This is a genomic window from Streptomyces sp. NBC_01217 (assembly GCF_035994185.1).
Taxonomy (GTDB): domain Bacteria; phylum Actinomycetota; class Actinomycetes; order Streptomycetales; family Streptomycetaceae; genus Streptomyces.
In genome coordinates this window covers 8,182,739-8,205,973 of record NZ_CP108538.1, presented here as the reverse complement: position 1 = coordinate 8,205,973, position 23,235 = coordinate 8,182,739, and the positions used below count along the sequence as shown (strand labels likewise).

Sequence of the window (23,235 nt, the reverse complement as noted above, 5' to 3'; positions counted from 1 at the left end):
GGGTCCGGCATCAGGTGGCCGCGGCCGCATGCTGAGGCATGTGGTCGCGGCCTCCCGGGTGCCGGTGGCGCAGTGTCCAGAACACGGCGCAGGAGACCAGCAGCCATCCGGCGAGCACCAGGTACGGGAAGACCCGCTGGTGACCCTGGTAGTAGACGGCGGCGTGCTGGGCGTTGACCGAGGCGCCCGGAGGGAGCCAGCGGCCGATGAAGCCGAGCAGCGACGGCAGCAGCGGCCAGGACACCGCACCGCCGGAGGACGGGTTGCCGAGCATCACCATCAGTCCCCAGGTGGGGATCATCGCCCAGCGCCCGATCAGGGTGTTGAACATGGTGAAGACCATGCCCGTGGTGAACATGGTGAGGGCGAGGATCATCCACGACTGGACGAACGGCAGGTCGACGGAGCCGAGCAGCCAGTCCACCACAGCGGCGATCGCGAACCCGCCGAGCAGGGCGTAGGCGATGGTGAACCCGACCCGCTCCAGCGGCTCCAGCCCCTTGGCGTGCACACTCAGCTGGATCGCGCCGACGAATCCGATGATCACCGCGGCGAGCGAGATGTAGAAGAGGGCGAGGCCGCGCGGGTCGCCCCGCTGCAGGGGCTTCACGTCCGTGACCTTGACCGGCACACGGGCCGCTTCCCCCGCCTTCAGCGTGGACTCGGCGAGCAGTTGGGCGACCGAGGCTCCGGACGCGCTCGCGATGTCCAGGCCGACCCCGCCGTTCTGGGACCGCAGGACGGCGAAGACCTTCTGCTCCTCCAGCGCTGTGCGGGCCTCGGCCTCGGTGGCGTACTCGTGCAGCACCAGCGAGGTGTCGAGCGTGCCCTCCAGCCGGTCGAGGAAGACCTTGTCGCGCGGGGTGTCGGGGTAGTCGACCGCGGCGGCCGGGATGTTGCGCGGGGTCGGGTTGGCCATCGCGTACGTATAGGAGCCGGCGAAGAGACCGGCCGCGGCCGCGATGATGAACAGGAGCACGACGGCGGGCAGATACGGGGACTCCTTGAACGCCGCCCATCGGTCACCGCGGGCCAGGGGCCGGGCGTGTTCCCCGTGCGGGGTGACGGGCTCCGGGTCGGATGCGCTCATGCATCGCCGTCCTCGTCGTTCCGGGCGCGGCTCGGCTGGACCCGCTTCGGTTCGCCGGGCATCTTCGGGTACTCCGGCGGGTACGGCAGGTCTCCGAGGCCGCGCTCCCGCTCGTCGCGGTCCGCCAGTTCCAGCAGTCCGTCGAGCCGGAAGGCGTGTTCGTCCATGTCCGCGTGCACGTCGCCGGCCTCGGCGTAGCGCTTGGGCATGGTCCTGATGTCGAAGTCGCCCGGCCGGGCGTCGTCGATCTCCTCCCAGCGCAGCGGGGCGGAGACCGGGGCGTGCGGAAAGGGGCGTACGGAGTAGGCGGAGGCGATCGTGCGGTCGCGGGCGGTCTGGTTGAAGTCGACGAAGATCCGCTCGCCGCGCTCCTCCTTCCACCAGGCGGTGGTCACCCGGTCCGGCATCCGGCGTTCCAGTTCGCGCCCGGCGGCGATGGCGGCGCGCCGGACCTCGGTGAAGGTCCAGCGCGGCTCGACGGGGACGAAGACATGGATGCCCCGGCCGCCGGAGGTCTTGGGCCAGCCGCGCAGACCGTGCTCGTCGAGTACGGACCGCAGCTCGTGGGCGGCCCTCACCGCGTCGGCGTAGTCCGTTCCGGGCTGTGGGTCGAGGTCGATGCGCAGTTCGTCCGGGTGGTCGGTGTCGGTGCTGCGGACCGGCCAGGGGTGGAAGGTGAGGGTGCCCAGGTTGGCCGCCCAGATCACGGCGGCGAGTTCGGTGGGGCAGATCTCGTCGGCCGGGCGGCCGCTGGGGAACGCGATCCGGGCGGTGGGGATCCAGTCGGGGAGGTTCTTCGGGGCGCGCTTCTGGTAGAAGAACTCGCCTTCGACACCGTCGACGAAGCGCTGCAGGGTGGTCGGCCGGTTGCGCAGGGCGCGCGTGATGCCGGGGCCGACGGCCAGAAAGTACTCGGCCACGTCCCTCTTCGTGTAGCCCTTCTCCGGGAAGTACAGCTTGTCCGGACTGGACAGCCGTACGACCCGTCCGTCGGCTTCCAGTTCCACCGCTTTTCCCACTGCGCCCATGACGGTCACGGTAGGCCGGACTCACATATGCCGCATATCGGGAGACGTATGTCCACCCGTGGGCAAGAATCGGGGCCATGGATCTGCCGGTGATGCCGCCTGTGAAGCCGATGCTCGCGAAGTCCGTCTCGAAGATCCCGCCCGGTATGCAGTACGAGGCCAAGTGGGACGGATTCCGCGCGATCGTGCACCGCGACGGCGACGAGGTGGTGATCGGCAGCCGCACCGGAAAGCCGCTCACCCGCTACTTCCCCGAGCTGGTCACCGCCGTCCGGGACAATCTGCCGCCGCGCTGTGTGATCGACGGCGAGATCGTGATCGCGTACGAGGGCCGGCTGGACTTCGACCGGCTCAGTGAGCGCATCCACCCCGCCGATTCCCGGGTGCGGCTGCTCGCCGAGCAGACCCCGGCCAGTCTGGTCGCCTTCGACATCCTGGCGGTGGGCGACGACTCGCTGCTCTCCACCAGGCAGTCCGACCGGCGCACCGTGCTGGAGGCGGCTCTGTCCGGTGCGTCGGCCCCGGTCCACCTCGCACCGGCGACCACGGATCCGGCCCTCGCCCAGGAGTGGTTCGAACGGTACGAGGGCGCGGGGCTGGACGGCGTCGTCGCCAAACCGCTCGATCTGCCGTACCGCCCCGACACCCGGGTGATGTACAAGATCAAGCACGAGCGGACCGCGGACTGTGTGGTGGCGGGGTACCGCTTCCACAAGAGCGGCCCCGTCGTCGGCTCGCTGCTGCTCGGCCTGTACGACTCCGAGGGCGTCTTGCAGCACGTCGGAGTCTGCGCCGCCTTCTCGATGAAGCGCCGTGAGGAGCTGATCGCGGAGCTGGAGCCGCTGCGGATCGATTTCACCGGCCATCCGTGGGCGGCCTGGGCGGACGCCGAGGCGCATGAGCGCGCCCGGTTGCCCGGAACGCCGAGCCGCTGGTCCGGGAAGAAGGACCAGTCGTGGGTGGCGCTGCGTCCGGAGCGGGTGTGCGAGGTGGCGTACGACCACATGGAGGGCGACCGTTTCCGGCACACCGCCCAGTTCCGCCGGTGGCGGCCGGACCGCACCCCCGCGAGCTGCACGTACGCGCAGCTGGAAGAGGTGGTGCGGTACGACCTGGCCGAGGTGCTGTCAGGCGGCGGACTCTGAGCCCGACGGCGTGGCGCACGGGTCCTCGCTCGTGGTGGGGTCGGGCGACGGGGACTCGGTGGTGCCGGCCGAGTCGGTCGGGTCGGGGGATGCGGAATCCGTGGGACAGCCGGGGTCGGGGCCCGGGTCGGGTTCCGAGGTGCTTGGGTCCGGGTCGGGGCTCGTGCCGGGGTCCGGGGTGGCTGATCCGCTGTCGGTCGGATCGGGGGAGCCCGTGGGGTCGGTCGGGTCGGTGGAGCCGCTCGGGTCCGGGGAACCGGTCGGCGAGTCGGATGGCTCCGGGGACGCCGATGACGAGGGCCCGGGCGAACCGCCGGGCTGCGGGCCCACGATGATGCCGCCGCCCGGGGCGCCGGGACCGCCGACCGGGTGTGTCGGCTTGTTGGGGCCGCCCGCGCCGGGGCTCTTCGGTACGGGGCCCTTGCCGTCGGCCACCGGATGGATGCCCTTGCGGTAGAACTCCAGCCAGGACAGCACGGTGCGCAGATACGTGTCCGAGTGGTTGTAGCTGAGGATCGCCCGGTCCAGATCGGCCTTCACGGACAGATCACGGGGCCCGGCACAGAGGTAGTACCCGGCGGCCAGGGCGGCGTCGTAGACGTTGTTCGGGTCGCGGCGGCCGTCGCCGTTCCCGTCCCTGCCCCAATGGGCCCAGGTGGACGGGATGAACTGCATGGGGCCGACCGCCCGGTCGTACCGCCTGTCACCGTCGTACGCGCCGTTGTCGGTGTCCGGGATGTTGGCGAAGCCCGCGCCGTTGAGCACCGGCCCGAGGATCGGGACGGTCGTCGTGCCGTGGGCGTCGACCCGTCCCCCGCCGGCCTGGCCGGATTCGACCTTGCCGATCGCCGCGAGCAACTGCCACGGCAGACGGCATTCGGAGTCGGTGCGCCCGAGTGCGCTCTGTGCCTTGCGGTAGGCGGCGAGCACGGTGGCCGGGATGCCCGCCTCGGCCCACGAGCGGGCGACGGCCGGGCTCTGCTTCACACCGGTCTTCGGCGGCTTCGGAGACTGCAGCGGCGGCAGTTCGGTGTGGTACGAGTCGTCATTGGGTATCTGGGACCACCTGACCTCGTCGGCCTCCTGGCGCTCCTTCGCGGTCGGCTCGTGGCGGGCGAGTCCCGGTGCCTGGGACGCGGTGAGCGCGGCCATGGCGGCGACCGCGGCTGCCGTGCCACCGAGCCCGCGGCGCATGGTGCCGTTGAACCTCATGCGTGCTCCCCTCTCCCCCGGGTCACTGGGTGAACGTATCGATGGCGGAGATCCGCCAGGTGTCACCGCGGCGAACGGCGTCCACGGCGAACATGGCCGCCGCGTAGGTCGTCTCGTCCGCCTTGCCGGTACGGGTGTTGCTCTGGTCGGCGTAGATCAGCAGCCTGGCCCGGTCGCCGTCGAGGAGTTCGACGCCGCTGTCCGTGACGGTCGTGGTCAGCACGAGCTTCTGCTTCTGCCCCTGGGCCCGTACCTGCGCGAGCATGTCCTTGTGCTGCTGAACGGCCTTGCCGACCAGGTATGTTCTCGCCGCCTGATCGGACTTGGCGGTAGCGGCGTAGTTGTACGAGAACACCGCACCGACCGCCTCGGAGATCTGGCCCTTCACCTCGCTGGTGCGGCTGATGTCGGTGAGGGCGGTGTTCTGCCGGGACGGGTCGTCGCGCAGGCTCGCGGCCGAAGCGAACGCCCAGGCGGCGAAGGCACCGAGGAGCACGGTGAGGGCGCAGAGAACGGCAGGCAGCCGGATGCGGAGCCGGGGTGGCCGCTTGCGTCGCGGTTGCGTCTTCTCCGTCTTCTCCGTCGTATCCGTTGAGTCCGCTGCATCCCTCGTCTCGGCGTCGTCCGTGATTGCGTGGTCGTTCGTGGGCTTGAGCGGCGGGGCGGTAGTAGTGGCGGTGGAGCGTTCCGCGGCGACGGTGGCCAGGCGGCGTCGGCGGTTGACGAGGTGACGGGTCGTCGACATGTCCGGGGTCCTCTCGGGTGGCGGCGGGGCGGCAGTCGGCGGCGTCAGCCGGCCGTGTTGCCGACGGGTGCCTGGCCGAGGGCGCTGAGCTTCCACCCCTCGGAGGTACGGGTGAGCTGGCCGAGCATCCGGCTCTCCTTCACCGCGGGCTCGCCCTTCGGCGCGGTGACGGTGACCCGCAGCGCCACCATGACCCCGGCCCTGCCGGCCCGGTCGTCGAGTTCGGTCACCGCCCCGGACAGGACCTGAGCCGTGCTGACGGTCCTCGCCTGCTGAATCTGCTTCACGAACGCGTCGCGTCCATCGACGAGTTGCTGGTGCAGATCACCGGTGGTGGAGTCCTCCCAGCTGTCGAGCCCCTTCTCCAGCTTCCGGTGGTCGAGCGTGTTCATGTTCTGCACGGCCTGCTCGCCCGCGGCCAGCGCGTCGTCGCGGACCTGTGCATACGCCGCCGATTCGTCGTGCGTCGCGTCGTAGCGGGACACTCCGCCCCAGACCGTCGCGACGGCCGCCGCGACGGTCAGCGCGGTCGCCACCGCCACCAGCGGGTTCCTCGTCATCCGTACCCGTGCCATCTGCTGTCTCTCCCCTGCCGGCCGATCCGTGCTGAGTCGGGCTCGCGTGTGAGCTGTGGCTGTGGCTGTGGCTGTGGCTGTCCTATCTGGCGGTGATCTCGACGACGGTCCAGTGGCCGTCCTGGAGCCGGGCCGTGACGGAGAGCTGAGCAGCCGCCGTGGTGGCCGGCCTGCCCTCGCGCTCGTAGACCTGATCGAGGAAGACGAGCAGGTGGGCGCTGCTGTGCGTCAGCCGGGTCACTCCGGCCCGTACGACATGGGTCGTGAGCGTCAGCTTCTGGTCGGCGGCCTGCTTCTCGACCTGGCCGAACAGGGCCGCGTACTGCTGGAGCGCCTTGCCCGCCAGGAGTTGTTTCGCCGACTCCTTGGTGACGTCCGTCGCCTGCGGGCTGTAGGAGAAGACCTTGCCGAGCGCGTTGCTGACATCGCCCGCGACCCGGGTGGTCGCCTCGCTGTCTGTCAGTGCGCGGTTCGACGCGGCGGGGGCGTCGCGCAACTGCCTGCCCTTGGCGAAGAGTGCGCCGCCGGCCGCGAGCAGTGCGACGACGAGTACCGCTGCCACGATGCCGGGCCATCGGCGGCCGTCGCCGGGCGGGGCCGCGGGATCGGGCGGGTCCTCACCGGCGGCCGCATCGCGTTCCTCGACGTCCTCGGTTTCGGATTCGGATTCGGATTCGGATTCGATCTCGGCTTCGGCTTCGGCTTCGGCTTCGGCTTCGGCTTCGGCTTCGGCTTCGGCTTCGGCCTCGGCTTCGGCCTCGGCTTCGGCTTCGGCTTCATCGACGTCTTTCGCGTCCTTTGCTGCCATGTCCGTGCTCACGACCGTTGTCCCTCCCCGCTGCTTCATGCGCCGCCCCCGACCGGAATCGCTGTGAGCGCCTTGACCTTCCAGCCGTCCGCGGTCCTGGCGAGCGTGGCCTCGAAGCGTTTGCGTTCGGTGCCGCCCTTGCCGGTGCGCGGGGTGACCTCGACGTCGACGGTCGCGATCATCTGCGCCGTACCGGTCCGCTCGTCGAGCGCGGTGAGTGCCGAGTCCGTGACCTTGCCGCGCGCGGTGGAACCGGACTTCGTCAGCTCGCCCGCGTCCTTGGTCCGGGTGCGCTTCAGCTGGTCGTGCAACGGGCCGGTCGAGGAGTCGAGCCAGGTGCCGAGGCCCGCACCGACGCTCCTGGCATCCTTGCCGTCGAGGCTGTTGAGCCGGGCGAGGTGGCGTTTCCCGTCGGCCAGCGCGGCGTCGCGGCTCTTCGCGTACGACAGGTCCTCGTCGCCGCGCGCCTGGGCGTAGGACCAGCCGCCGAGTGCGCAGATCAGTACGGCGGCGAGCAGCACCGCCCAGCCGCTCAGGGCCTTCGCACGGGACGTCATGCGCCGCCTCCCTGTCCGAGCCCCAGCAGGCCGGCCATGCCGTCGGCCGGTGGCGAGGCGTCCCCGGTGACGCCGAGTGCACCGGGGAGCCGGTCCGCCGAACCGGGCCCGAGGAGCATCGAGCCGGGCTTGGCGGGCTCGGGGACCGGGCCGCCCTTCGGCGCGTTGGCGCTGCCCCGCACGTTGATGCCGGTGCCGGGCGACGAGGCGCAGCGGGCCTTGGTGTTGACCGGCGGGCCCGCCGAGGTGTCCAGACCGTTGCGGTAGACGGTCGAGCCGTATCCGGCGGTGCAGGGCAACGGTTCGAAGAAGGTGACGGACATGCCGAACCGGGCCCCGTTCTGGTCCACGGCGCTCGACCCCGCGGCCGCCACCGCGGGTAGTTTCACCAGGAGTTCCTCCAGTCCGCGCTGTCGGGTGACGGCAACCTCGGAGGTGGTGAGAAGGTTTGCGACGACGACGCCGAAGCTGGGGTCGATGTCCCGCAGCAGTCCGCTGATCTGGCCGGTCGCATCGGGGGCGACCGCGATCAGCTTGCGCAGGTCGGTGTCGGATCCCTTGAGTTCTGCGGCCAGTTCCTTCGCGCCGGAGGCGAATCCCTTGAGCGCCTCGCCCTGTTCGGCCTGGGTGCGCAGCACGGTCTCGCCGTCGACCATCAGCCTGGTGTTGACCGGCAGAGCGTCGTCGGCCGCCTGGACGAAGTCGCTCCCGGTGTCCAGCAGCACCTGGAGGTCGTCACCGCGCCCCTCGAACGCGGCGCCGAACTCCTCGACGACCGTGCGCAGGGACTCCTGATCGACGGAGCCCGCCAGGTCGTTGACGCTGGTGAGGACATCGGTGACGGGGGCCGGGACGGTGGTGTCGGCCTGGTCGATGACCGAGCCGTTCTCCAGGTACGGGCCGCCGGTGCGGGTGGGCCGCAGATCCACGTACTGCTCGCCGACCGCGGACAGGTTGGCGACGACGGCCTTGAGGCCGTCCGGGATGGGTGCGGCGTCCTTCTCGATGCGCAGTTCGGCCTCGACTCCGTCGTCGGTGAGCTCGATCGGTCCGACCCGGCCCACGGACACACCTCGGTAGGAGACGTTGGAGTGGGTGTACAGCCCTCCCGTACGCGGGAGTTGGACCGTGACGGTGTAGTAGCTGCGCAGGCCGAGGTAGTGGCCGAGGTCGGCGTACCGCACCCCGAGATAGCCGAGGACGAGCACCGCGACGATCAGGAAGGCGATGTTCTTGAGCCGGATGGCGAGGGTGATCATCGGCTGCTCCCCTTCGTGCCCGCCGTCGGGACCGGGGGAAGCGGCAGCGGCAGCGCCGAGCCGGATTTCGCAGGCGTGGAGATTGCGGGAGGCACGGTGGCGTCCGGGTCGAGCGGCGGGATGATCTGTGTGCCGGGCATGGCCGTCACATCCAGGTAGACGTTGAGGTAGTCGCCCTTCACTCCGCGCAGCACCTCGTCCGTGAACGGGTAGGTGAGCAGCACCTGGAGGGAGTCCGGCAGGTCGCTGCCGGAGTCGGCGAGCGCCTTGAGGCTGGGGGCGATGGCTCTGAGGTCGGCGATCATGTCGGCCTTGCTCTTGTTGATCGTGTCGACGGCGACGGTGGAGAGGGTGTCGAGCGAGCGCAGCATGGTGAGGAGCGAGCCGCGCTGTTTCTCCAGGACTTTCAGTCCGGGGCTGAGCCCGGTGAGGACGGTGCCGACGTCCTGTTTGCGGGTGGCGAGGGTGGCGGAGAGCCGGTTGACCCCGTCGAGTGCGTCGGTGATGTCGTCCTTGTGGCCGTCCAGGTTCGTGACGAGGGTGTTGACCCTGCTGAGCATGGAGCGGACCTGGGGTTCCTGTCCGGCGAGTGCTTTGTTGAGCTCGGTGGTGATGGTCTTGAGCTGGTTGATGCCGCCGCCGTTGAGGAGCATCGACAGGGCGCCGAAGACCTCTTCGACCTCGGGGTTGCGGTTGGTCCGCATCAGCGGGATCCGGTCTCCGTCGGCGAGTCTGCCCCGGGCGGTGCCGGTCGCCGGTGGGGCCAGCTGGATGTACTTCTCGCCGAGGAGGCTGGACTGTTCGAGGTGGGCGTAGGCGTTCTCGGGCAGTTCGACCTTGCCGTTGACCCGCATGGTGACCTTGGCGTTCCAGTTGCCCGGGTTCAGGGAGATCTTGGTGACCCGGCCGACGGCGACGTCGTTGACCTTCACCGAGGACTGCGGGGCGAGGCTGAGCACGTCCGCGAATTCCGCGGTGATCTCGTACGGGTGGTCGCCGAGGTCGGCCCCGCCGGGCAGCGGCACCTGGTCGATGCCGGTGAAGGTCGCCAGCCCCGGCCCGGTGACGACCAGGGCCAGACCGACGCCCGCGGCCAGTACTGCGACGACGCCGGTCGTGCGGGCTCCGGGTGCGCGGAGGGCTCGGCTCATCGGTTCGCCCCCTTCTTCTGCGTGGCGGTCTTCGCCGGGGTGCCGTAGACCGTGCCGACGGGCGGGAGCGGCAGGGCGGGCAGCGCCTTCTGCCGTGTGCCGTCCACCGGTGTGAGGCCCGCGAGTCCGGCGGCCGGGCCCTCGGTGAGCGGTCCGCCCATGGACAGCTCGTTGAGGTTCGTACGGCCGTTGAGGGTGCGGTTCACCGGGTCGTAGGCGTTGATCACGTTTCCCGCGGAGAGCGGCAGCGTGTCCATCGACTCGGCGAGCGAGGCGCGCTGGTCGACCAGGGTCTGGGTGAGCGGCACCAGGGCGTCCACGTTCGCCTTCAGGGCGCCGCGGTTCTTCTGGATGAAGCTCTTGACCTGGCCGAGGGCGGTGCCCAGCTCCTTCAGTGCCGCGCTGAGGTTCTCCTTGTCGTCGGCGAGGAAGCCGGTGACGGAGTTGAGCTGCTGTTCGGCGGCGCGCACATTGCCGTCGTTCTCCTTCAGCACGGTGGTGAAGGTCTGCAGGTAGGCCAGGGTGTCGAAGAGGTTCCCGCTGCTCCTGTCGAGGGTCTTGGTGGCCTTGCCGAACTGTTCGATGGAGTTCCCGATGGCCTTTCCGTTGCCGTCGAGGTTCTCGGCGCCGGTGTCCAGGAGCGCGGAGAGCGCTCCGTCGGCGTTCGCTCCGTCCGGGCCGAGGGCCGTGGAGAGTTCCGTGATGGAGTCGTACAGCTGGTCGACCTCGACGGGTGTGGCGTTGTCCGCGGCCGGCAGTACGGCATCGTCCGCCATCACCGCTCCCCCGTCGTAGACGGGGGCGAGTTGTACGTAGCGGTCGGCGACGAGGCTGGGGGCGACGACCACGGCATGGGCTTTTTTGGGGACCTTGATGCCCTTGTCGACCCGCAGGGTGACCCTGACCTCGTCGCCCCGCGGCGTGACCGATTCGACGCGGCCGACCTTCACGCCGAGGATCCGCAGGTCCGATCCGGCGTATACGCCGGTGGCCCGGTCGAAGTAGGCGGTGATGGTGGTCGTTCCCTCCTCGCCCATGGCCATCACACCACTGGTGGCCGCGACGGCCACGACGGCGAGTCCGGCGCCGATGCCGACGATGCGCGTGAGTCTCATGTCAGCGGCCGCCTTGCTGCTGGGGTGGCATGCATCCGGTCGCCGGAGGTGTGCCGGCGGGCAGGTAGTTCTTCGGGACGACCCCGCAGACGTAGTTGTCGAACCAGCGTCCGCTGCCCAGGGTGTTGCCGACGAGCCGGTTGTACGAACCCGCGAGCGACAGCACCTTGTCGAGGCTCTTGCGGTTCTTCACCAGTACCGCGGTGACCCGGCCGAGGGAGTCCAGGGTGGGCTTCAGCTGCTTGTTGTTGTCCTCGACGAGGCCGGTGAGCTGGGTGCCGAGGTCCCGGGTGCCGGTGAGCAGCAGGTGGATGGAGTCGCGGCGGGCCTGGATCTCGCCGAGGAGCAGATTGCCGTCCTCCAGCAGGGTCTCGAAGCTGCTCTTCTTGCCGGCGAGCGTCTTGGTGAGCTGCTTGCTGCCCTTGAGGAGAGTGGCGAGCTGGGCGTCCCGCTCGGAGACCGTCCTGGAGAGGGCGGACAGTCCGTCGGCCGCGCTCTTCACGTCGGGCGGGGAGTCCTTGAAGGTGGCGGAGATCGTCTCGAAGCTCTTGGCGAGCTGTCGGGTGTCGATCTCCGCGATGGTCTCGCCGAGTCCGTTGAACGCCTGGGTGACGTCGTACGGGGATGTGGTGCGGCTCGCCGTGATGCGTTCGTGCGGGTCCTGCGGGGCCTCGCCCAGCGGGTCGACGGCGAGGTACTTCTCACCGAGGAGGGTCTTGATGGCGATGCCCACGGTGGAGGAGTTGCCGATCCAGACGTCCTTGACCCTGAAGGCGACCTTCACCTTGGCGCCGTCGAGCGAGACGCCGGTGACCTCGCCGACCTTCACTCCGGCGACGCGCACCTCGTCGCCCTCGCCGAGTCCGGCGGACTCGGTGAAGTCGGCGCTGTAGGTGGTGCCGCCGCCGCTGAAGGGCAGCGAGTCGGCGCGGTAGGCGGCGAGGGAGACGAGGGCGAGGACGAGCAGCCCAACGACGGCGACGGCCACGGGGTTGCGTTCCCGTACGGGTCTGATTCTCATGCCAGGCACCTCGGCTGGGTGATCGCGATGCCGGTGGGCGGGGCGCTGCCGTCCTCGGTCGTCACTGCGCTGACCCTGGCCTCGCAGAGGTAGAGGTTGAGCCAGGAGCCGTACGAGGCGAGGCGGCTGATCGCCTCCATCTTGGCCGGGGTCTTGCGCAGGAAGTTCTCGATCTGCGGGGTTCCCTTGCCCAACTGGTCCGACAGGCGGCCCAGTTGCCTGATGTCCTCCTTGAGGGGCTTGCGGCCGTCGTCGAGGAGGTCCGCGGTGACGGTGGTGAGCGCGCCCATAGCGGTGACGGCCTCACCGAGTGGTTTACGGTCGCCGGAGAAGCCTGTGACGAGCTTCTGGAGGGTGACGACGAGGTCGTTGAAGCCGGCCTCGCGGTCGTTGACGGTCTTCAGGACCGTGTTGAGATTCTTGATCACCTCGCCGATCACCTTGTCCTTGGCGGCGACCGTGCCGGTCAGCGAGCCGACGTGCTGGAGGATGCTGTCGACGGTGCCGCCCTCGCCCTGGAGCACCTGGACGATGGAGCCCGCGAGCTGGTTGACGTCCGGCGGGGAGAGCCCTTCGAAGAGCGGCTGGAAGCCGTTGAAGAGCTGGGTGAGGTCGAGTGCCGGAGTGGTGCGGGAGAGCGGAATGGTCGCTCCGGCGGCGAAGCTGTGGCCGACCGGCCCGGCGCCCTGGTCGAGGTCGATGTATCGCTGACCGACCATGTTGAGGTACTTGATCGAGGCGGTCACCGAGGCGGGGAGCTTGCGCCCCTTGCGTACGGCGAAGCCGACCTCGGCGAGGCGCTTGTCGGCGACCTCGATGGACTCGACCTGTCCGACCTTGACCCCGGCAATCCGGACGCTGTCACCGACGATCAGTCCGGTGACGTCGGTGAACCTGGCCTTGTAGGCGGTGGTGTCGCCGACGCCCGTATTGGCGATGGACAGGGCCAGGACGGTGGTGGCGAGAACGGTCACCAGGATGAAGACGATCGATTTCGCGAGCGGACCCGCGAGGGAGCGGCGCTTCACTTGAGCTTCACCTCCGCACCGCGGAAAGCCGGACCGATGAGCACGCTGCTCCAGTCGGGCAGGGTCTGCGGCTGGACTTTCAGTGAGGGAGCGACCAGTTCGTTGACGAGTTGGCTCTCCTGCGGGGAGTTGGGCATGCCGAGACCGGGGTCTGTGTCCGTACCCGTACCCGTACCCGTGTCCGCGCCCATGCCCGTGTCCGTGGGAGCACTTCCGGCCGGGGTGACCGCCTCGGCCGTACGGACGTCGGCGGTCGGCGCGGTCCGGCCCACGTACGGCACGGAGTAGCAGTGCGGTCCGCCGGTCGCGTCGTAGACCGGGGCGTCCCGGCCGGGCACGTACTTGCCCTTGGACTTGACGGACTTGACGGAGACGTGGAGTCCGGGCTGGTCGGTGCCCTTGCCGAGCGCCTTGTCCATGGCGGGGACGAAGCCGGCCAGGGTCCGCAGGGTGCAGGGGAATTCGTCCGAGTACCGCGCCAGCAGTTCCAGCGTCGGGCGGCCCGTGGCGGAGAGCCGGATCAGGTTGTCCTTGTTCTCCTGGAGGAACGAGGTGATGTCCTGGGCGGAGGCGGTCGTGGACCCGTACAGGTCAGCGAGTTGCGCCTGCTGCTCGGCGATGGTGCCGCTGGTGGTGGTGAAGTCGGTGAGCGCGTCGAGGACGTCGGGGGCGGCGTCCTCGTACACCTTGCTCACCTTGACGAGTTCCTTGATGTCGGCGTTGAGCGTGGGGAGTTGGGGGTTGAACTTCTCAAGATGGGCGTCGAGCGCGAGGAGTGTGTCACCGAGTTTCTCGCCGCGTCCTTCGAGCGCCTGGGAGACCGCGCCAAGGGTGGCGGCGAGCTTCTCCGGCTTGACCGCGGTCAGCAGCGGCAGGACGTTGTCGAGGACCTCCTCCAGCTCGATGGCGTTGCTGGAACGGTCCTGCGGGATGACGGCCCCCGCCCGCAGGGGCTGCGCGGACGGCATCCCGGGCGGTACGAGCGCCACAAACCGTTCCCCGAAGAGCGTGGTGGGGAGCATCTGGGCGGTCACGTCGGCCGGGATCCGGTCGAGCTTGTCGGGCTGGATGGCGAGGGTGAGCCGGGCCCCGTCGCCGTCGGCCGAGATGTCGCGGACCTGTCCGACGACGACTCCGCGCAGCTTCACGTCCGCGTTGTCGTGCATCTCGTTGCCGACGCTGCCGGTGCGTACGGTCACGGTGGCGTCGTCGGTGAAGTCCTTCTCGTACACCGAGACGGACACCCACACGAGCACGGCGGGCACGAGGAGGAAGGTGACTCCGGCGAGTCTGCGGCGGACGGTCTGCGTCCGGTGCGAATTCATCAGCCGGCCACCTTCACCGTGGTCGTGGCGCCCCAGATGGCGAGGGAGAGGAAGAAGTCGGTGACGCTGATGAGCACGATGGCGTTGCGCACCGACCGGCCGACCGCCACCCCCACTCCGGCGGGCCCGCCCGTGGCGTGGAAGCCGTAGTAGCAGTGGGCGAGGATCACCATCACGCTGAAGATCAGCACCTTGAGCACCGACAGCAGCACGTCGTCCGGGGAGAGGAAGAGATTGAAGTAGTGGTCGTAGGTGCCCGCGGACTGCCCGTTGAACAGGATCGTGATGTAGCGGGACGCGAGGTACGAGGAGAGCAGTCCGATCGCGTACAGCGGGATGATCGCGACGACTCCGGCGATGATCCGGGTGGTGACGAGGTAGGGCATGGACCGCACGCCCATCGCCTCCAGGGCGTCGACCTCCTCGTTGATCCGCATCGCGCCGAGCTGGGCGGTGAATCCGGCGCCGACGGTCGCGGAGAGCGCGAGTCCGGCGACGAGCGGGGCGATCTCCCGGGTGTTGAAGTAGGCGGAGATGAATCCGGTGAAGGCGGAGGTCCCGATCTGGTTCAGGGCCGCGTACCCCTGGAGTCCGACGACCGTGCCGGTGAAGAGGGTCATCGCGATCATCACGCCGATGGTGCCGCCGATGACACCGAGACCTCCACTGCCGAAGGCCACTTCGGCCAGCAGCCGCTGGACCTCGCGCAGATAGCGGCGCAGGGTCCGCGGGATCCAGACCAACGCGCGTATGTAGAAGGTGAGTTGTTCGCCCGATCGATCGAGCCGGCTGAGCATCGACATCGGTCAGCTCCCCTTCGCGGGGACGATCTGGAGGTAGATCGCCGTGAGGACCATGTTCACGAAGAACAGCAGCATGAAGGTGATGACGACGGACTGGTTCACCGCGTCGCCGACGCCCTTGGGGCCGCCGCGCGGGTTCAAACCACGGTAGGCGGCGACGATGCCCGCGATGAAGCCGAAGATCAGCGCCTTCACCTCGCTGATGTACAGGTCGGGGAGCTGGGCGAGGGCGGAGAAGCTGGCCAGATAGGCGCCGGGGGTGCCGTGCTGCAGGACCACGTTGAAGAAGTAGCCGCCGAGCGTGCCGACGACGGAGACCAGTCCGTTCAGCAGGACGGCCACCAGCATGGTGGCCAGTACGCGCGGCACGACGAGACGCTGGATGGGCGAGACGCCCATGACCTCCATCGCGTCGAGTTCCTCACGGATCTTCCGCGAGCCGAGGTCCGCGCAGATGGCCGAGCCCGCCGCGCCGGAGATCAGCAGCGCCACGATGATCGGGCTGGCCTGCTGGATGACGGCGAGGACGCTGGCGCCGCCGGTGAACGACTGGGCGCCGAGCTGCTGGGTCAGCGAGCCGACCTGCAGGGCGATGACCGCGCCGAACGGGATGGAGACGAGCGCGGCGGGCAGGATGGTGACGCTGGCGACGAACCAGAACTGTTCGATGAACTCCCGTACCTGGAAGGGCCTGCGGAAGATGTCGCGGCTCACCGTCCCGGCGAGGGCGAACAGCTTTCCGGTCTCGCGCAGCGGGGCGAGCAGCCGCGTCGGGGGCCGCTGCTGCGGTGGCTTCGGGCGGGTCGCGTCGGCCGGGCCGGCCGTGGGCGGCTCGGGGGGCCGCACCGGCATGGGGGCCGTCACGGACGTCCACCGCCCGCGGCCGGGGTGTAGCTGTTCGTGATGGCCGTACGGGCGGCCTCGGGCAGCTGGCCCATCATCGACAGGACCCGTTCCCGGCGGCGCAGGGCGGCCTGTCGTACGGGCATGCCCGGCGACGGCTCCAGCTGCGGTACGACGGTGCGCGGGGCGTTGGCGGAGCTGATGCCGGTCCCGTAGCCGTTCACCTCCTCGGCGGCGAGGGTCGCGGCGTCCTTCTCCTCGGCCATTCCGATGGGGCCTTCGCGGCGCCCCGCGAGGAATTGGGAGACGACCGGCACATCGCTGGTCAGCAGCACCTCGCGCGGCCCGAAGGTGACGAGGTTGCGGCAGAACAGCATCCCCATGTTGTCCGGGACGGTGGCCGCGATGTCGAGGTTGTGGGTGACGATGAGCATCGTCGCGTCGATCTGCGCGTTGAGATCGATGAGCAGCTGGGAGATGTAGGCGGTGCGGACCGGGTCGAGTCCGGAGTCTGGCTCGTCGCAGAGAATGATCTGCGGGTCCAGGACGAGGGCGCGGGCCAGTCCGGCGCGCTTGCGCATGCCGCCGGATATCTCGCCCGGCAGCTTCTCCTCGGCACCGAGGAGACCGACGATGTCGATCCGCTCCATGACGATCCGGCGGATTTCCGATTCCTTCTTGCGGGTGTGCTCACGCAAGGGGAAGGCGATGTTGTCGAAGAGGGACATCGACCCGAAGAGGGCGCCGTCCTGGAACATGAGCCCGAAGAGTTTACGGGTCTCCATGATCTCGCGCTCGGAACTGTTCACCATGTCGACGCCGTTGATGAGGACGCGCCCCTGCTCGGGCTTCAGCAGACCGATGATGGATTTCAGGAAGACGGTCTTTCCGGTGCCGGAAGGGCCGAGCATGACGCTCACCTCGCCGGCGGGCAGTGTGAGAGTGACGTCCTGCCAGATGTTCTGCTTGCCGAAGGACTTCGTGAGGCCTTCGACTACTACTTCGATTCCCATCCGCCCTCCTTCGAAGTTGTCGTGAACGAAGTCATCTGTCAGCGCTCCGGCTCTGAGAAATTCAATGGCGGCTCGTCACACATGCGCCAGGGGGCGCACGTTAGGTCCGTCGAAACCGCCAGGACAAGCCGTTGAACAGCGAAAATCGACGAACCGGGTGCTCGGCGCGGATCACTTGTCACCGAGTGACAAAGCCGTGGGGCGGCTTTGTCGGAAACTGCGCAAGGTCTCCGGTGTGCGCACCGGGGTCGCGGGCCGATGGGGGCGGAGCCACGACGACTCCAGGTGCACCGAACTGGCAGTTACGGATGTGTTTCCGCGCTGCTCAACCGGGACGCTACGGCTCGGTAACCTTCCTCCGCAATAGCGGTTCCTGAACTTTTTGTACGGTGCTCGACCGGCACATTGTTTTTGTACGCGAGTGAGTAACGGGTATCGCGTACTTGTCGACAAGTGAGTCGTTCGATGAACCGTCGCGCATGCTCCCGCCCCGCCCGGAAATGCGCTCCGGCCGGGGCGGAATGCAAAGAGAATTCCCCTGCATCACGGGAATGGTCCGAACCGGAGAGGTGCCTAGCGCACGACTCCGGCGTGCCAGTTCTCCGCGAGCAGCCGGCCCGCGTCGGGAACGGCCGAGCCCGGGGAGGTCAGGCCCGCCGTGTAGGTGGCGGTGTCGTTGAGCACGAGGTTGTTGTTTCCGGACGCCGACGGGAGCGCGGTCTTCAGGTTGACCGCCCAGTTCAGCTCACCGAGGCCCAGGGGGCCGCAGCCGCTCACCGAGGGGACGGCGAAGGCGGCGTCCCCCTGGGCGTTGCCGGTCAGCGCGACCCTGTTCAGCACACCCCTGGTGTTCGCCGTGCCATCGGCATCGAAGCGCTGGCTGGCCAGGGCCGGTGCCGTGAGGTTCTGCGGACGCAGCACGACCGGGTTGGAGGTGGTGCCGATGTAGCACTTGGACCCCAGGAACGGGTTCTCCAGATGGATCCGCACCGGAACGTCGACGATCGGCCTGCCGCTCTGCATCCCCGCGGTCAGGTCGAAGTTGCTGGGGGTGCCCGCCGACTGCACGGTGGCGACGACCCGGTTGAGGCTGTTGTCCGTCAACTGCTCACAGATCCCGGAGATCAGCGGAATCCCGTTGGGGCACATCAGGCCGAGCAGTCCGCCGGGAACCTCCGTCGGGGCTCCGACGATCGCCCCGCCCTCGGGCGCCACGATCCTGGACACACCCGTCGAGGCGTTGCGGACCACGCCGAACTGGAGGTCGTTCGCGCCGGTCGTCGCCGTGGTGTTGCCGAGCTTGATGGAACCGCTCTCGGAGTGCGAGGCCACGCATATCGCGATGTCCGTCCTACCGTCCGCGGCCAGCATGGCCGGGTCGTCGACAGGACACCGGGTGAACGGCGCCCAGTTGCCGTTCATCTCCTGGGCAGAGGCGGCGCCCGCCGGCGAGGTGCTCAGCGGAATACCGACGGCCACCGCCACCAGCGCGCCGAGGAGAGCGGGTCTGACACGTTTTTGGGCAGCACTCATTGATGGTCCAGCCTTTCGGATCGATGGCAGGGCGTGCGGGTGCGCGTGGTTCAGCGTTCGGGGGTGGGCTTGGGAGGCGGGCAGGGCGTATTCGCATTGCCCTCCACACACAGCGGAGCCTGCGTCATTTTCACGTAGTTCCCCTTACCGGACACCGAGGCGGTGAACAGGCTGTCCAGATCCTCGGTGACACCGCATCCGCTGAAGGGAGGTATCTCTGCGTAGCCCGTGAGAGGCCCGCCGGAGTTCACGGTGTAACCGGAGGGCGGGAGCTGGCGCCCCGTCAATCCGTCGCCTCTCAGTTGCAGGCGCATGGGCCGTGCGGAGCGGCACTGAGGGCCGACGTCGAGCGGCTGCCCGTTGACCTTCACGTCATACAGCCGAACCCACATGTCGGCGGCCGCGATGGTCGTCTCGCGGGTCCGCCCCGCGGGATTTCTCTTCAGCCATCCCATGGTGGCGATGTCGATCTTCCCGTCGAGAGTCATCTCGACCTTCGCGGTGGTCGGCATGAATCCGAAGGTGAGAAATGTCGCCTCGGTCGGCGGCATCTGCGGCTTTCCGTTGTAGTCGAGAGTCCCGTCCGTCATGAGCCAGCTGGCCGTGTCGGTCGGATCCTCGGGGCACGTGAGAAACGTGCCGAGCATGTGGTTCATGCGCAGGACGAGATGTCCCGGATCCTTGAACAGCATGGCGCCGTTGAGCTTCTCGGCGTTCGAATAGCCCCCCATATAGCCGTTGCCGTTCTTGGAACCGGCGGGTGGGGGCAGGGGCTTGGGCTCCCGGCCAGGAGGGAAATAGCACCCTTCCGGCGGCTGAACCTTGCCCGGCACGATCTCGTCGTCTCCGGGGGCCGCCGCCTGCGGCTGCTGCCGCGGAGAGACGATCCCGAGACCGGGCGGGTCCGCCACTGTCGAGTCGGACGGCGTCTCCACGGCTCCGGCGGGCACGCCGACGGTACCCAGTTCCACCACCTGGTCGGCAGCCGGCCTGCAGGAGACGGGAAGCACCGAAGGCGCGGTGGCTTCGCCCTCGGCCGGCTCCATGGAGAGTTCGAGATCGAGTTGTCCCACGGTGAACACGATGTCGCCGCTGGAGCGCGGGGTGATGGTGGGAACGGCCCCGGTCGCCCGCACCGGCACATCGCCTTCCGCACCGACAGCCGTTTCGGCGATACGCAGGTCCTGCCAGGACACCTCGGTCGACTCACCGCGCTGCGTCACCTCTGTCACGAGCTGTGTGACACCGGACACCCGCTTCGGTCCGGTGCCGAGGAAGTCGGCGAGGGACGCGCGGGGCAGGGTCAGCCATACCGACACGTCCTCGGGCTGGATCACCGTTCCGGCGCTCGATGTCACCGGCAGCCCGGCCGTCACCCGGACTGCAACCGGCTGGGGCCCGGACGCGAAACCGCAGGAGTAGGTGAGACCCGCCTCGACCACGTGGGTGTCGCTCGCGGACCCCGTGCCCGGCACAAGCCCGGCCGCCAGAGCCAGCATGCCGACGGCGCCGGCTTGCGCCGTCCGCCGCGCTCGGCTCGTCCTGAATCTCATCTCGCCAACCCAACATCGTCTCGGGGCCAAGTGGCAGGTGCGCAGGGAAGGACGCGGCCGACAGCCGCGGACCGTGCGGGCGGCGAAGCCTGTCCGCACAGCCCGCGACCGTGCCGGCCGACGGTCACGGAGAAGTGACGGTGATCGGGTCGTCGAGCACGTACGTCGCCGAGAACGAGGCGGTGTCGCCGTCGTTCATCAGCCCGGCGCAGTTGTCCACGTCGGAGATGGTGAGCCCGGTGCCGTTGTTGATGGTCAGCTCGCCCGTGGCGTTGTTGTACGAGGCGTTGCCGGCGCTGCCGGAGATCGTCGCCGTGCAGACACCGAACAGCGTGTCGCCGGTGATCGTCACGTTCACGTTCGTCAGCGTGCCCGAGGTGACGCCGCCGCTGTAGCTGGAGGCGTTGAGGCTGATCGGAGCGTTCGCGACGGCGCTGAACGCGGAGCCGAGCGGCCCGTCGCAGGGATCGCTGACGGCGTCGCCGAACGTGGCGGTGTTGATCTGCGCGAGGTTGGTCCCGTCCGGGTGCACACCGTTGGTGGCCGAACCGCTCGCGGTGGCCGAGTAACAGGCCACGGACTGACCGGTGCTGATGTCCAGCAGGTCCGCGGTCGTCCCGGCCTTGAGCGAGGCCGCGAACGACCCGTTCGCGTTCGGGTTGACGACGGTCCAGGATGCCTGCGCGGTGGCCGAGGCCGAGGTGGCGGTGAGGCCGAACGCGGCGGCTGCGACGGCGGTGGCGAACAGGGAACGCTTGATGATGCTTCTCACGGAAAATCCTCCGAGGGGAGTGGAGTTGGACGTACCCGATTACCTCGCGCCGCACCCGGTAATGGGTCCGGCACGAGGGCGGCTCACATCGTGGATCGCAGAAGTCCAAGGACTCGACTGCGTGATCGAACTCCGTACGGATCGAACGTTACGAGCCAGTAGCCCAATGCGGCAATACCCGGCGCAGAAATTCCCCGCCCCTCTCGATAAACGCATTCCGTCTTAGCGAGAACTCAGCAGATCGCCACGATTTTCTATACGAAAGTGAGTAGTTGTGCCGGGTAAGTGCTACCGGGGAGCCCTCCGGACACTCACCTCGGGCACAGTCGTCGACGGCGGCCTGCGCTGCCGGAACCCCACGTACTCGCCGGTAAGATCGTCGAGTCGGCGACCGAATGAGATCACGGCACACCCCGCCGGGTCACTGCCGGACAGAGTGGGGCCCGAGGGCGGTCACGCGGGCTCGGTGGCCCGAACCGGATTACAGCGGCGGGCAATTCGCCCGCTCTCGCGTGCCGCCGGGAAATCAATCCATGAATCGCGACCATTTCGGCTGCCGAGGGATAATTCCCCGATTCGCCATTCTTCTGCTTCGAAGCCGGCGCACAATACGGCAGGAGGACTCGCAACCGCGACACCGGCGCACAGAAGGGCCGAATCCGCCGCCGGGACTCCGCCTTCCCGGCCTGCGGGCCACCGCCATTAGCCATGGTTACTTTCTTGTCGCCGTAAGAGTAGATGTCCGAAAAACATTGTCCTGAAGTGAGCACTCCCGCCCCACCTGCACCGGAGCACCACAACGGGGCCGAGATGTGTGCCCCTTGCACTTTGATCTTGTTCAAGTGGTGGGCACAACCGCTCACTTGGTCTATCTTCATCGCGGACTTGGTACGCACCTGTCGGTTCGTGGGAGCGCTTTCCCCCACCGCCTGACCCCCCACCGGGCGCCGGAGAGCAAGGGGACAGTCATGCCGAAACTCATACAGCCGTCGGACACGGGCGATCCGCTGGGGCCCCTCCCCCAGGAATTCGCCGCCATCATGCGGCCCGAACTGCCCAGCCTGATCAAGGAGATCGGCGTCGAGGTCACCCGGGCCTATCCGGAATACGCCCGACTGCTCAGCGGCCCCAACGGGCAGGCCATCCGCGTCGGAGTCGAGCAGAGCCTCTCCTCGTTCGTGGACCTGGTCGCCGAGCCGTCCGCTTCGACCTCCCGACGAGATGACATGTGCCGTCGATTCGGACGTTTCGAGGCATATGAAGGCCGCACGATGGAAACGCTTCAGGGCGCCTATCGCCTGGGCGCCCGGATTGCGCTGCGCCGGGCCAAGAAAGTCGGCCGGAGCTACAACTTCTCACCGACGCTCATGCTCAGCTTCGCCGATGCGCTCTTCGCCTACATCGACGAGCTCGAATCCCTGTCCCGCGAGGGCTTCCTGGAGGTTCAGTCGCAGACCGGCGAGCAGAGCGAGGCCATGCGCCGACGCCTGCTGCACCTGATCCTCGCCGGCCGCCCCGCACCCCGTACCGCCATCGCCGAACTGTGCGAGCAGACGGGCTGGGCGCTGCCCGAGCAGGTCACCCTGGTCGCCGCACGCTCCCCCGCCGGCCTGGACCGGGCCGTCGCGGACCGCGACGTCCTGGCCGATCTCAGCGATCCCCAGCCGCACTTACTCATCCCCGGCGCGCTCGACGGCGACCGAAGACACATGCTGGACCAGGCACTCCTCGGCACCCACGCCGCGATCGGCCTGACCGTGCCCACCGCCCTGGCCTCGGACTCGATCCGCTGGGCCCGCCGCGTCCTCGAACTCGTCGACGCGGGCGTCATCGACGACGCGCCCGTCATCCTCTGCGAGGACCACCTCATCACCCTGTGGCTGCTCTCCGACCCGGTCCTCGTGGACCAGCTCGCCCAGCGGGAACTGGCGCCGATCTCCGAAATCAGCGCCACCCGGCGGGAGCGGCTGATCGAGACGCTGCGGATCTGGCTGGACACCCGCGGCACCGCGGCCCACATGGGCGAGCTGCTGGATGTCCATCCACAGACGGTCCGCTACCGGATGCGCAATCTGGAGTCCATCTTCGGCGAGCAACTGACCGACCCCGAGAGCCGGTTCTCCACCGAGGCCGTGCTGCGCGCGCTCCAATTGCGCTCCCGCGGTGACCAACCCCCTGTGTGAGTCGGGTTTCGGCCGGATCACGGCGCTCACCCCGAGTCAACTTACTTATAAGTAAGGGGAAATAGCCGGTCACTCTCAAACGGTTGCCACACGGAGACGTTCTCAACGAGAAACCCTGAAGTGCGTCCCGTACACATGGAGGAGTCGGCTGCCCGCCCGGTGGCCACGGCGAGATCCGCCTCCTGGCCAACCATCCGAGAGGGAACCCCCAATGACCGCCTCACACCTACTTGTCCCCGTGCCGATCCCGGACCGGGTGGCCGCGCTGATCGGGTCCTGCATCCCGCCGCACATCCTGGAGGCGGAGTTCGACGCCGACTGCGCCGCGCGCGAGGTGCGCAGGTTCCGTGGGCCGCGGCTCTGCGTCGAGGACCAGGCTGACCGTGAGCAGGCGCTCTCCGAGCTGGCCCGTGCCAACAAGATCCTCGCCGCCCACCACCCCCGACTGCCGGTGCGCCCCGGCAGCACCTGGTGAA

Annotated in this window: 22 protein-coding genes; 3 read left to right on the top strand and 19 right to left on the bottom strand. The window is 68.7% G+C overall.

Annotation, left to right across the window (positions count from 1 at the left end):
• Nucleotides 1–10 precede the first annotated feature (10 nt).
• Together OG507_RS36620 and ligD are read right to left on the bottom strand one after the other, a co-directional pair.
• Complete coding sequence (locus OG507_RS36620) at nucleotides 11–1,090, bottom strand: ABC transporter permease (RefSeq protein ID WP_327371396.1); 1,080 nt, start codon at nucleotides 1,088–1,090, stop codon at nucleotides 11–13.
• On the bottom strand, nucleotides 1,087–2,097 hold the full coding sequence (ligD, locus tag OG507_RS36615) for a non-homologous end-joining DNA ligase (RefSeq protein ID WP_327372223.1): 1,011 nt from the start codon (nucleotides 2,095–2,097) through the stop codon (nucleotides 1,087–1,089). The genes OG507_RS36620 and ligD overlap by 4 nt, the downstream gene beginning before the upstream one ends.
• A 98-nt stretch (nucleotides 2,098–2,195) precedes the next feature.
• On the opposite strand from ligD, the gene OG507_RS36610 reads away from it, so the two are divergent.
• Nucleotides 2,196–3,263 (top strand): ATP-dependent DNA ligase, encoded by a 1,068-nt coding sequence (locus OG507_RS36610; RefSeq protein WP_327371394.1) that lies wholly within the window; start codon nucleotides 2,196–2,198, stop codon nucleotides 3,261–3,263.
• Here the strand turns inward: OG507_RS36610 and OG507_RS36605 are convergent.
• From OG507_RS36605 to OG507_RS36525, 17 genes are all read right to left on the bottom strand, one after another.
• Entirely contained in the window at nucleotides 3,246–4,475 is a 1,230-nt protein-coding gene (locus OG507_RS36605) for a lytic transglycosylase domain-containing protein (RefSeq protein ID WP_327371393.1), read from the bottom strand. The two genes, OG507_RS36610 and OG507_RS36605, sit on opposite strands and share 18 nt — an antisense overlap.
• A gap of 22 nt (nucleotides 4,476–4,497) precedes the next feature.
• On the bottom strand, nucleotides 4,498–5,220 hold the full coding sequence (locus OG507_RS36600; protein ID WP_327371392.1) for a hypothetical protein: 723 nt from the start codon (nucleotides 5,218–5,220) through the stop codon (nucleotides 4,498–4,500).
• Nucleotides 5,221–5,264: 44 nt separating this feature from the next.
• Nucleotides 5,265–5,795, bottom strand: coding sequence for a nuclear transport factor 2 family protein (locus tag OG507_RS36595; protein WP_327371391.1), 531 nt, complete (start codon nucleotides 5,793–5,795; stop codon nucleotides 5,265–5,267).
• An 82-nt stretch (nucleotides 5,796–5,877) separates the two neighbouring features.
• A complete protein-coding gene (locus tag OG507_RS36590) occupies nucleotides 5,878–6,615 on the bottom strand; it encodes a hypothetical protein (RefSeq protein ID WP_442811073.1) in 738 nt (245 codons plus the stop codon).
• Nucleotides 6,616–6,638: 23 nt separating this feature from the next.
• Nucleotides 6,639–7,160 carry a hypothetical protein gene (locus OG507_RS36585; protein WP_327371390.1) on the bottom strand — a complete coding sequence of 174 codons (522 nt, stop codon included), beginning with the start codon at nucleotides 7,158–7,160 and terminating at the stop codon, nucleotides 6,639–6,641.
• Nucleotides 7,157–8,419, bottom strand: coding sequence for an MlaD family protein (locus tag OG507_RS36580; protein ID WP_327371389.1), 1,263 nt, complete (start codon nucleotides 8,417–8,419; stop codon nucleotides 7,157–7,159). Before OG507_RS36580 ends, OG507_RS36585 begins: the two co-directional genes overlap by 4 nt.
• Nucleotides 8,416–9,570, bottom strand: a complete 1,155-nt coding sequence (locus tag OG507_RS36575) for an MCE family protein (protein WP_327371388.1) — start codon at nucleotides 9,568–9,570, stop codon at nucleotides 8,416–8,418. Before OG507_RS36575 ends, OG507_RS36580 begins: the two co-directional genes overlap by 4 nt.
• Nucleotides 9,567–10,685 (bottom strand): MCE family protein, encoded by a 1,119-nt coding sequence (locus tag OG507_RS36570; protein ID WP_327371387.1) that lies wholly within the window; start codon nucleotides 10,683–10,685, stop codon nucleotides 9,567–9,569. Before OG507_RS36570 ends, OG507_RS36575 begins: the two co-directional genes overlap by 4 nt.
• Before the next feature lies 1 nt (nucleotide 10,686).
• The gene (locus OG507_RS36565; RefSeq protein ID WP_327371386.1) at nucleotides 10,687–11,706 is read right to left on the bottom strand and encodes an MCE family protein; all 1,020 of its coding nucleotides are present in this window, start codon (nucleotides 11,704–11,706) and stop codon (nucleotides 10,687–10,689) included.
• Complete coding sequence (locus OG507_RS36560; protein ID WP_327371385.1) at nucleotides 11,703–12,734, bottom strand: MCE family protein; 1,032 nt, start codon at nucleotides 12,732–12,734, stop codon at nucleotides 11,703–11,705. Before OG507_RS36560 ends, OG507_RS36565 begins: the two co-directional genes overlap by 4 nt.
• A complete protein-coding gene (locus OG507_RS36555) occupies nucleotides 12,731–14,059 on the bottom strand; it encodes an MCE family protein (RefSeq protein WP_327371384.1) in 1,329 nt (442 codons plus the stop codon). The genes OG507_RS36560 and OG507_RS36555 overlap by 4 nt, the downstream gene beginning before the upstream one ends.
• Nucleotides 14,059–14,862 (bottom strand): MlaE family ABC transporter permease, encoded by an 804-nt coding sequence (locus OG507_RS36550; RefSeq protein WP_327371383.1) that lies wholly within the window; start codon nucleotides 14,860–14,862, stop codon nucleotides 14,059–14,061. The genes OG507_RS36555 and OG507_RS36550 overlap by 1 nt, the downstream gene beginning before the upstream one ends.
• A 3-nt stretch (nucleotides 14,863–14,865) precedes the next feature.
• Entirely contained in the window at nucleotides 14,866–15,726 is an 861-nt protein-coding gene (locus OG507_RS36545; protein ID WP_327371382.1) for an MlaE family ABC transporter permease, read from the bottom strand.
• Nucleotides 15,723–16,718, bottom strand: a complete 996-nt coding sequence (locus tag OG507_RS36540) for an ABC transporter ATP-binding protein (RefSeq protein WP_327371381.1) — start codon at nucleotides 16,716–16,718, stop codon at nucleotides 15,723–15,725. Before OG507_RS36540 ends, OG507_RS36545 begins: the two co-directional genes overlap by 4 nt.
• 573 nt (nucleotides 16,719–17,291) lie before the next feature.
• A complete protein-coding gene (locus tag OG507_RS36535; RefSeq protein ID WP_327371380.1) occupies nucleotides 17,292–18,251 on the bottom strand; it encodes a hypothetical protein in 960 nt (319 codons plus the stop codon).
• Nucleotides 18,252–18,301: 50 nt separating this feature from the next.
• Nucleotides 18,302–19,804, bottom strand: coding sequence for a DUF6801 domain-containing protein (locus OG507_RS36530; protein ID WP_327371379.1), 1,503 nt, complete (start codon nucleotides 19,802–19,804; stop codon nucleotides 18,302–18,304).
• A gap of 124 nt (nucleotides 19,805–19,928) precedes the next feature.
• Nucleotides 19,929–20,576 carry a hypothetical protein gene (locus OG507_RS36525; RefSeq protein ID WP_327371378.1) on the bottom strand — a complete coding sequence of 216 codons (648 nt, stop codon included), beginning with the start codon at nucleotides 20,574–20,576 and terminating at the stop codon, nucleotides 19,929–19,931.
• Between the two features lie 968 nt (nucleotides 20,577–21,544).
• On the opposite strand from OG507_RS36525, the gene OG507_RS36520 reads away from it, so the two are divergent.
• Together OG507_RS36520 and OG507_RS36515 are read left to right on the top strand one after the other, a co-directional pair.
• On the top strand, nucleotides 21,545–22,759 hold the full coding sequence (locus OG507_RS36520) for a helix-turn-helix domain-containing protein (protein WP_327371377.1): 1,215 nt from the start codon (nucleotides 21,545–21,547) through the stop codon (nucleotides 22,757–22,759).
• 211 nt (nucleotides 22,760–22,970) lie between these two features.
• Nucleotides 22,971–23,234 carry a hypothetical protein gene (locus tag OG507_RS36515; protein WP_327371376.1) on the top strand — a complete coding sequence of 88 codons (264 nt, stop codon included), beginning with the start codon at nucleotides 22,971–22,973 and terminating at the stop codon, nucleotides 23,232–23,234.
• Nucleotide 23,235: the final 1 nt, after the last annotated feature.

Excerpts from the sequence above, each read along its gene's own strand:
- OG507_RS36620 (WP_327371396.1), bottom strand. The coding sequence starts at position 1,090 with ATGAGCGCATCCGACCCGGAGCCCGTCACCCCGCACGGGGAACACGCC.
- OG507_RS36610 (WP_327371394.1), top strand. The coding sequence starts at position 2,196 with ATGGATCTGCCGGTGATGCCGCCTGTGAAGCCGATGCTCGCGAAGTCC.
- OG507_RS36605 (WP_327371393.1), bottom strand. The coding sequence starts at position 4,475 with ATGAGGTTCAACGGCACCATGCGCCGCGGGCTCGGTGGCACGGCAGCC.
- OG507_RS36600 (WP_327371392.1), bottom strand. The coding sequence starts at position 5,220 with ATGTCGACGACCCGTCACCTCGTCAACCGCCGACGCCGCCTGGCCACC.
- OG507_RS36595 (WP_327371391.1), bottom strand. The coding sequence starts at position 5,795 with ATGGCACGGGTACGGATGACGAGGAACCCGCTGGTGGCGGTGGCGACC.
- OG507_RS36585 (WP_327371390.1), bottom strand. The coding sequence starts at position 7,160 with ATGACGTCCCGTGCGAAGGCCCTGAGCGGCTGGGCGGTGCTGCTCGCC.
- OG507_RS36580 (WP_327371389.1), bottom strand. The coding sequence starts at position 8,419 with ATGATCACCCTCGCCATCCGGCTCAAGAACATCGCCTTCCTGATCGTC.
- OG507_RS36575 (WP_327371388.1), bottom strand. The coding sequence starts at position 9,570 with ATGAGCCGAGCCCTCCGCGCACCCGGAGCCCGCACGACCGGCGTCGTC.
- OG507_RS36570 (WP_327371387.1), bottom strand. The coding sequence starts at position 10,685 with ATGAGACTCACGCGCATCGTCGGCATCGGCGCCGGACTCGCCGTCGTG.
- OG507_RS36565 (WP_327371386.1), bottom strand. The coding sequence starts at position 11,706 with ATGAGAATCAGACCCGTACGGGAACGCAACCCCGTGGCCGTCGCCGTC.
- OG507_RS36555 (WP_327371384.1), bottom strand. The coding sequence starts at position 14,059 with ATGAATTCGCACCGGACGCAGACCGTCCGCCGCAGACTCGCCGGAGTC.
- OG507_RS36550 (WP_327371383.1), bottom strand. The coding sequence starts at position 14,862 with ATGTCGATGCTCAGCCGGCTCGATCGATCGGGCGAACAACTCACCTTC.
- OG507_RS36540 (WP_327371381.1), bottom strand. The coding sequence starts at position 16,718 with ATGGGAATCGAAGTAGTAGTCGAAGGCCTCACGAAGTCCTTCGGCAAG.
- OG507_RS36535 (WP_327371380.1), bottom strand. The coding sequence starts at position 18,251 with ATGAGTGCTGCCCAAAAACGTGTCAGACCCGCTCTCCTCGGCGCGCTG.
- OG507_RS36530 (WP_327371379.1), bottom strand. The coding sequence starts at position 19,804 with ATGAGATTCAGGACGAGCCGAGCGCGGCGGACGGCGCAAGCCGGCGCC.
- OG507_RS36520 (WP_327371377.1), top strand. The coding sequence starts at position 21,545 with ATGCCGAAACTCATACAGCCGTCGGACACGGGCGATCCGCTGGGGCCC.
- OG507_RS36515 (WP_327371376.1), top strand. The coding sequence starts at position 22,971 with ATGACCGCCTCACACCTACTTGTCCCCGTGCCGATCCCGGACCGGGTG.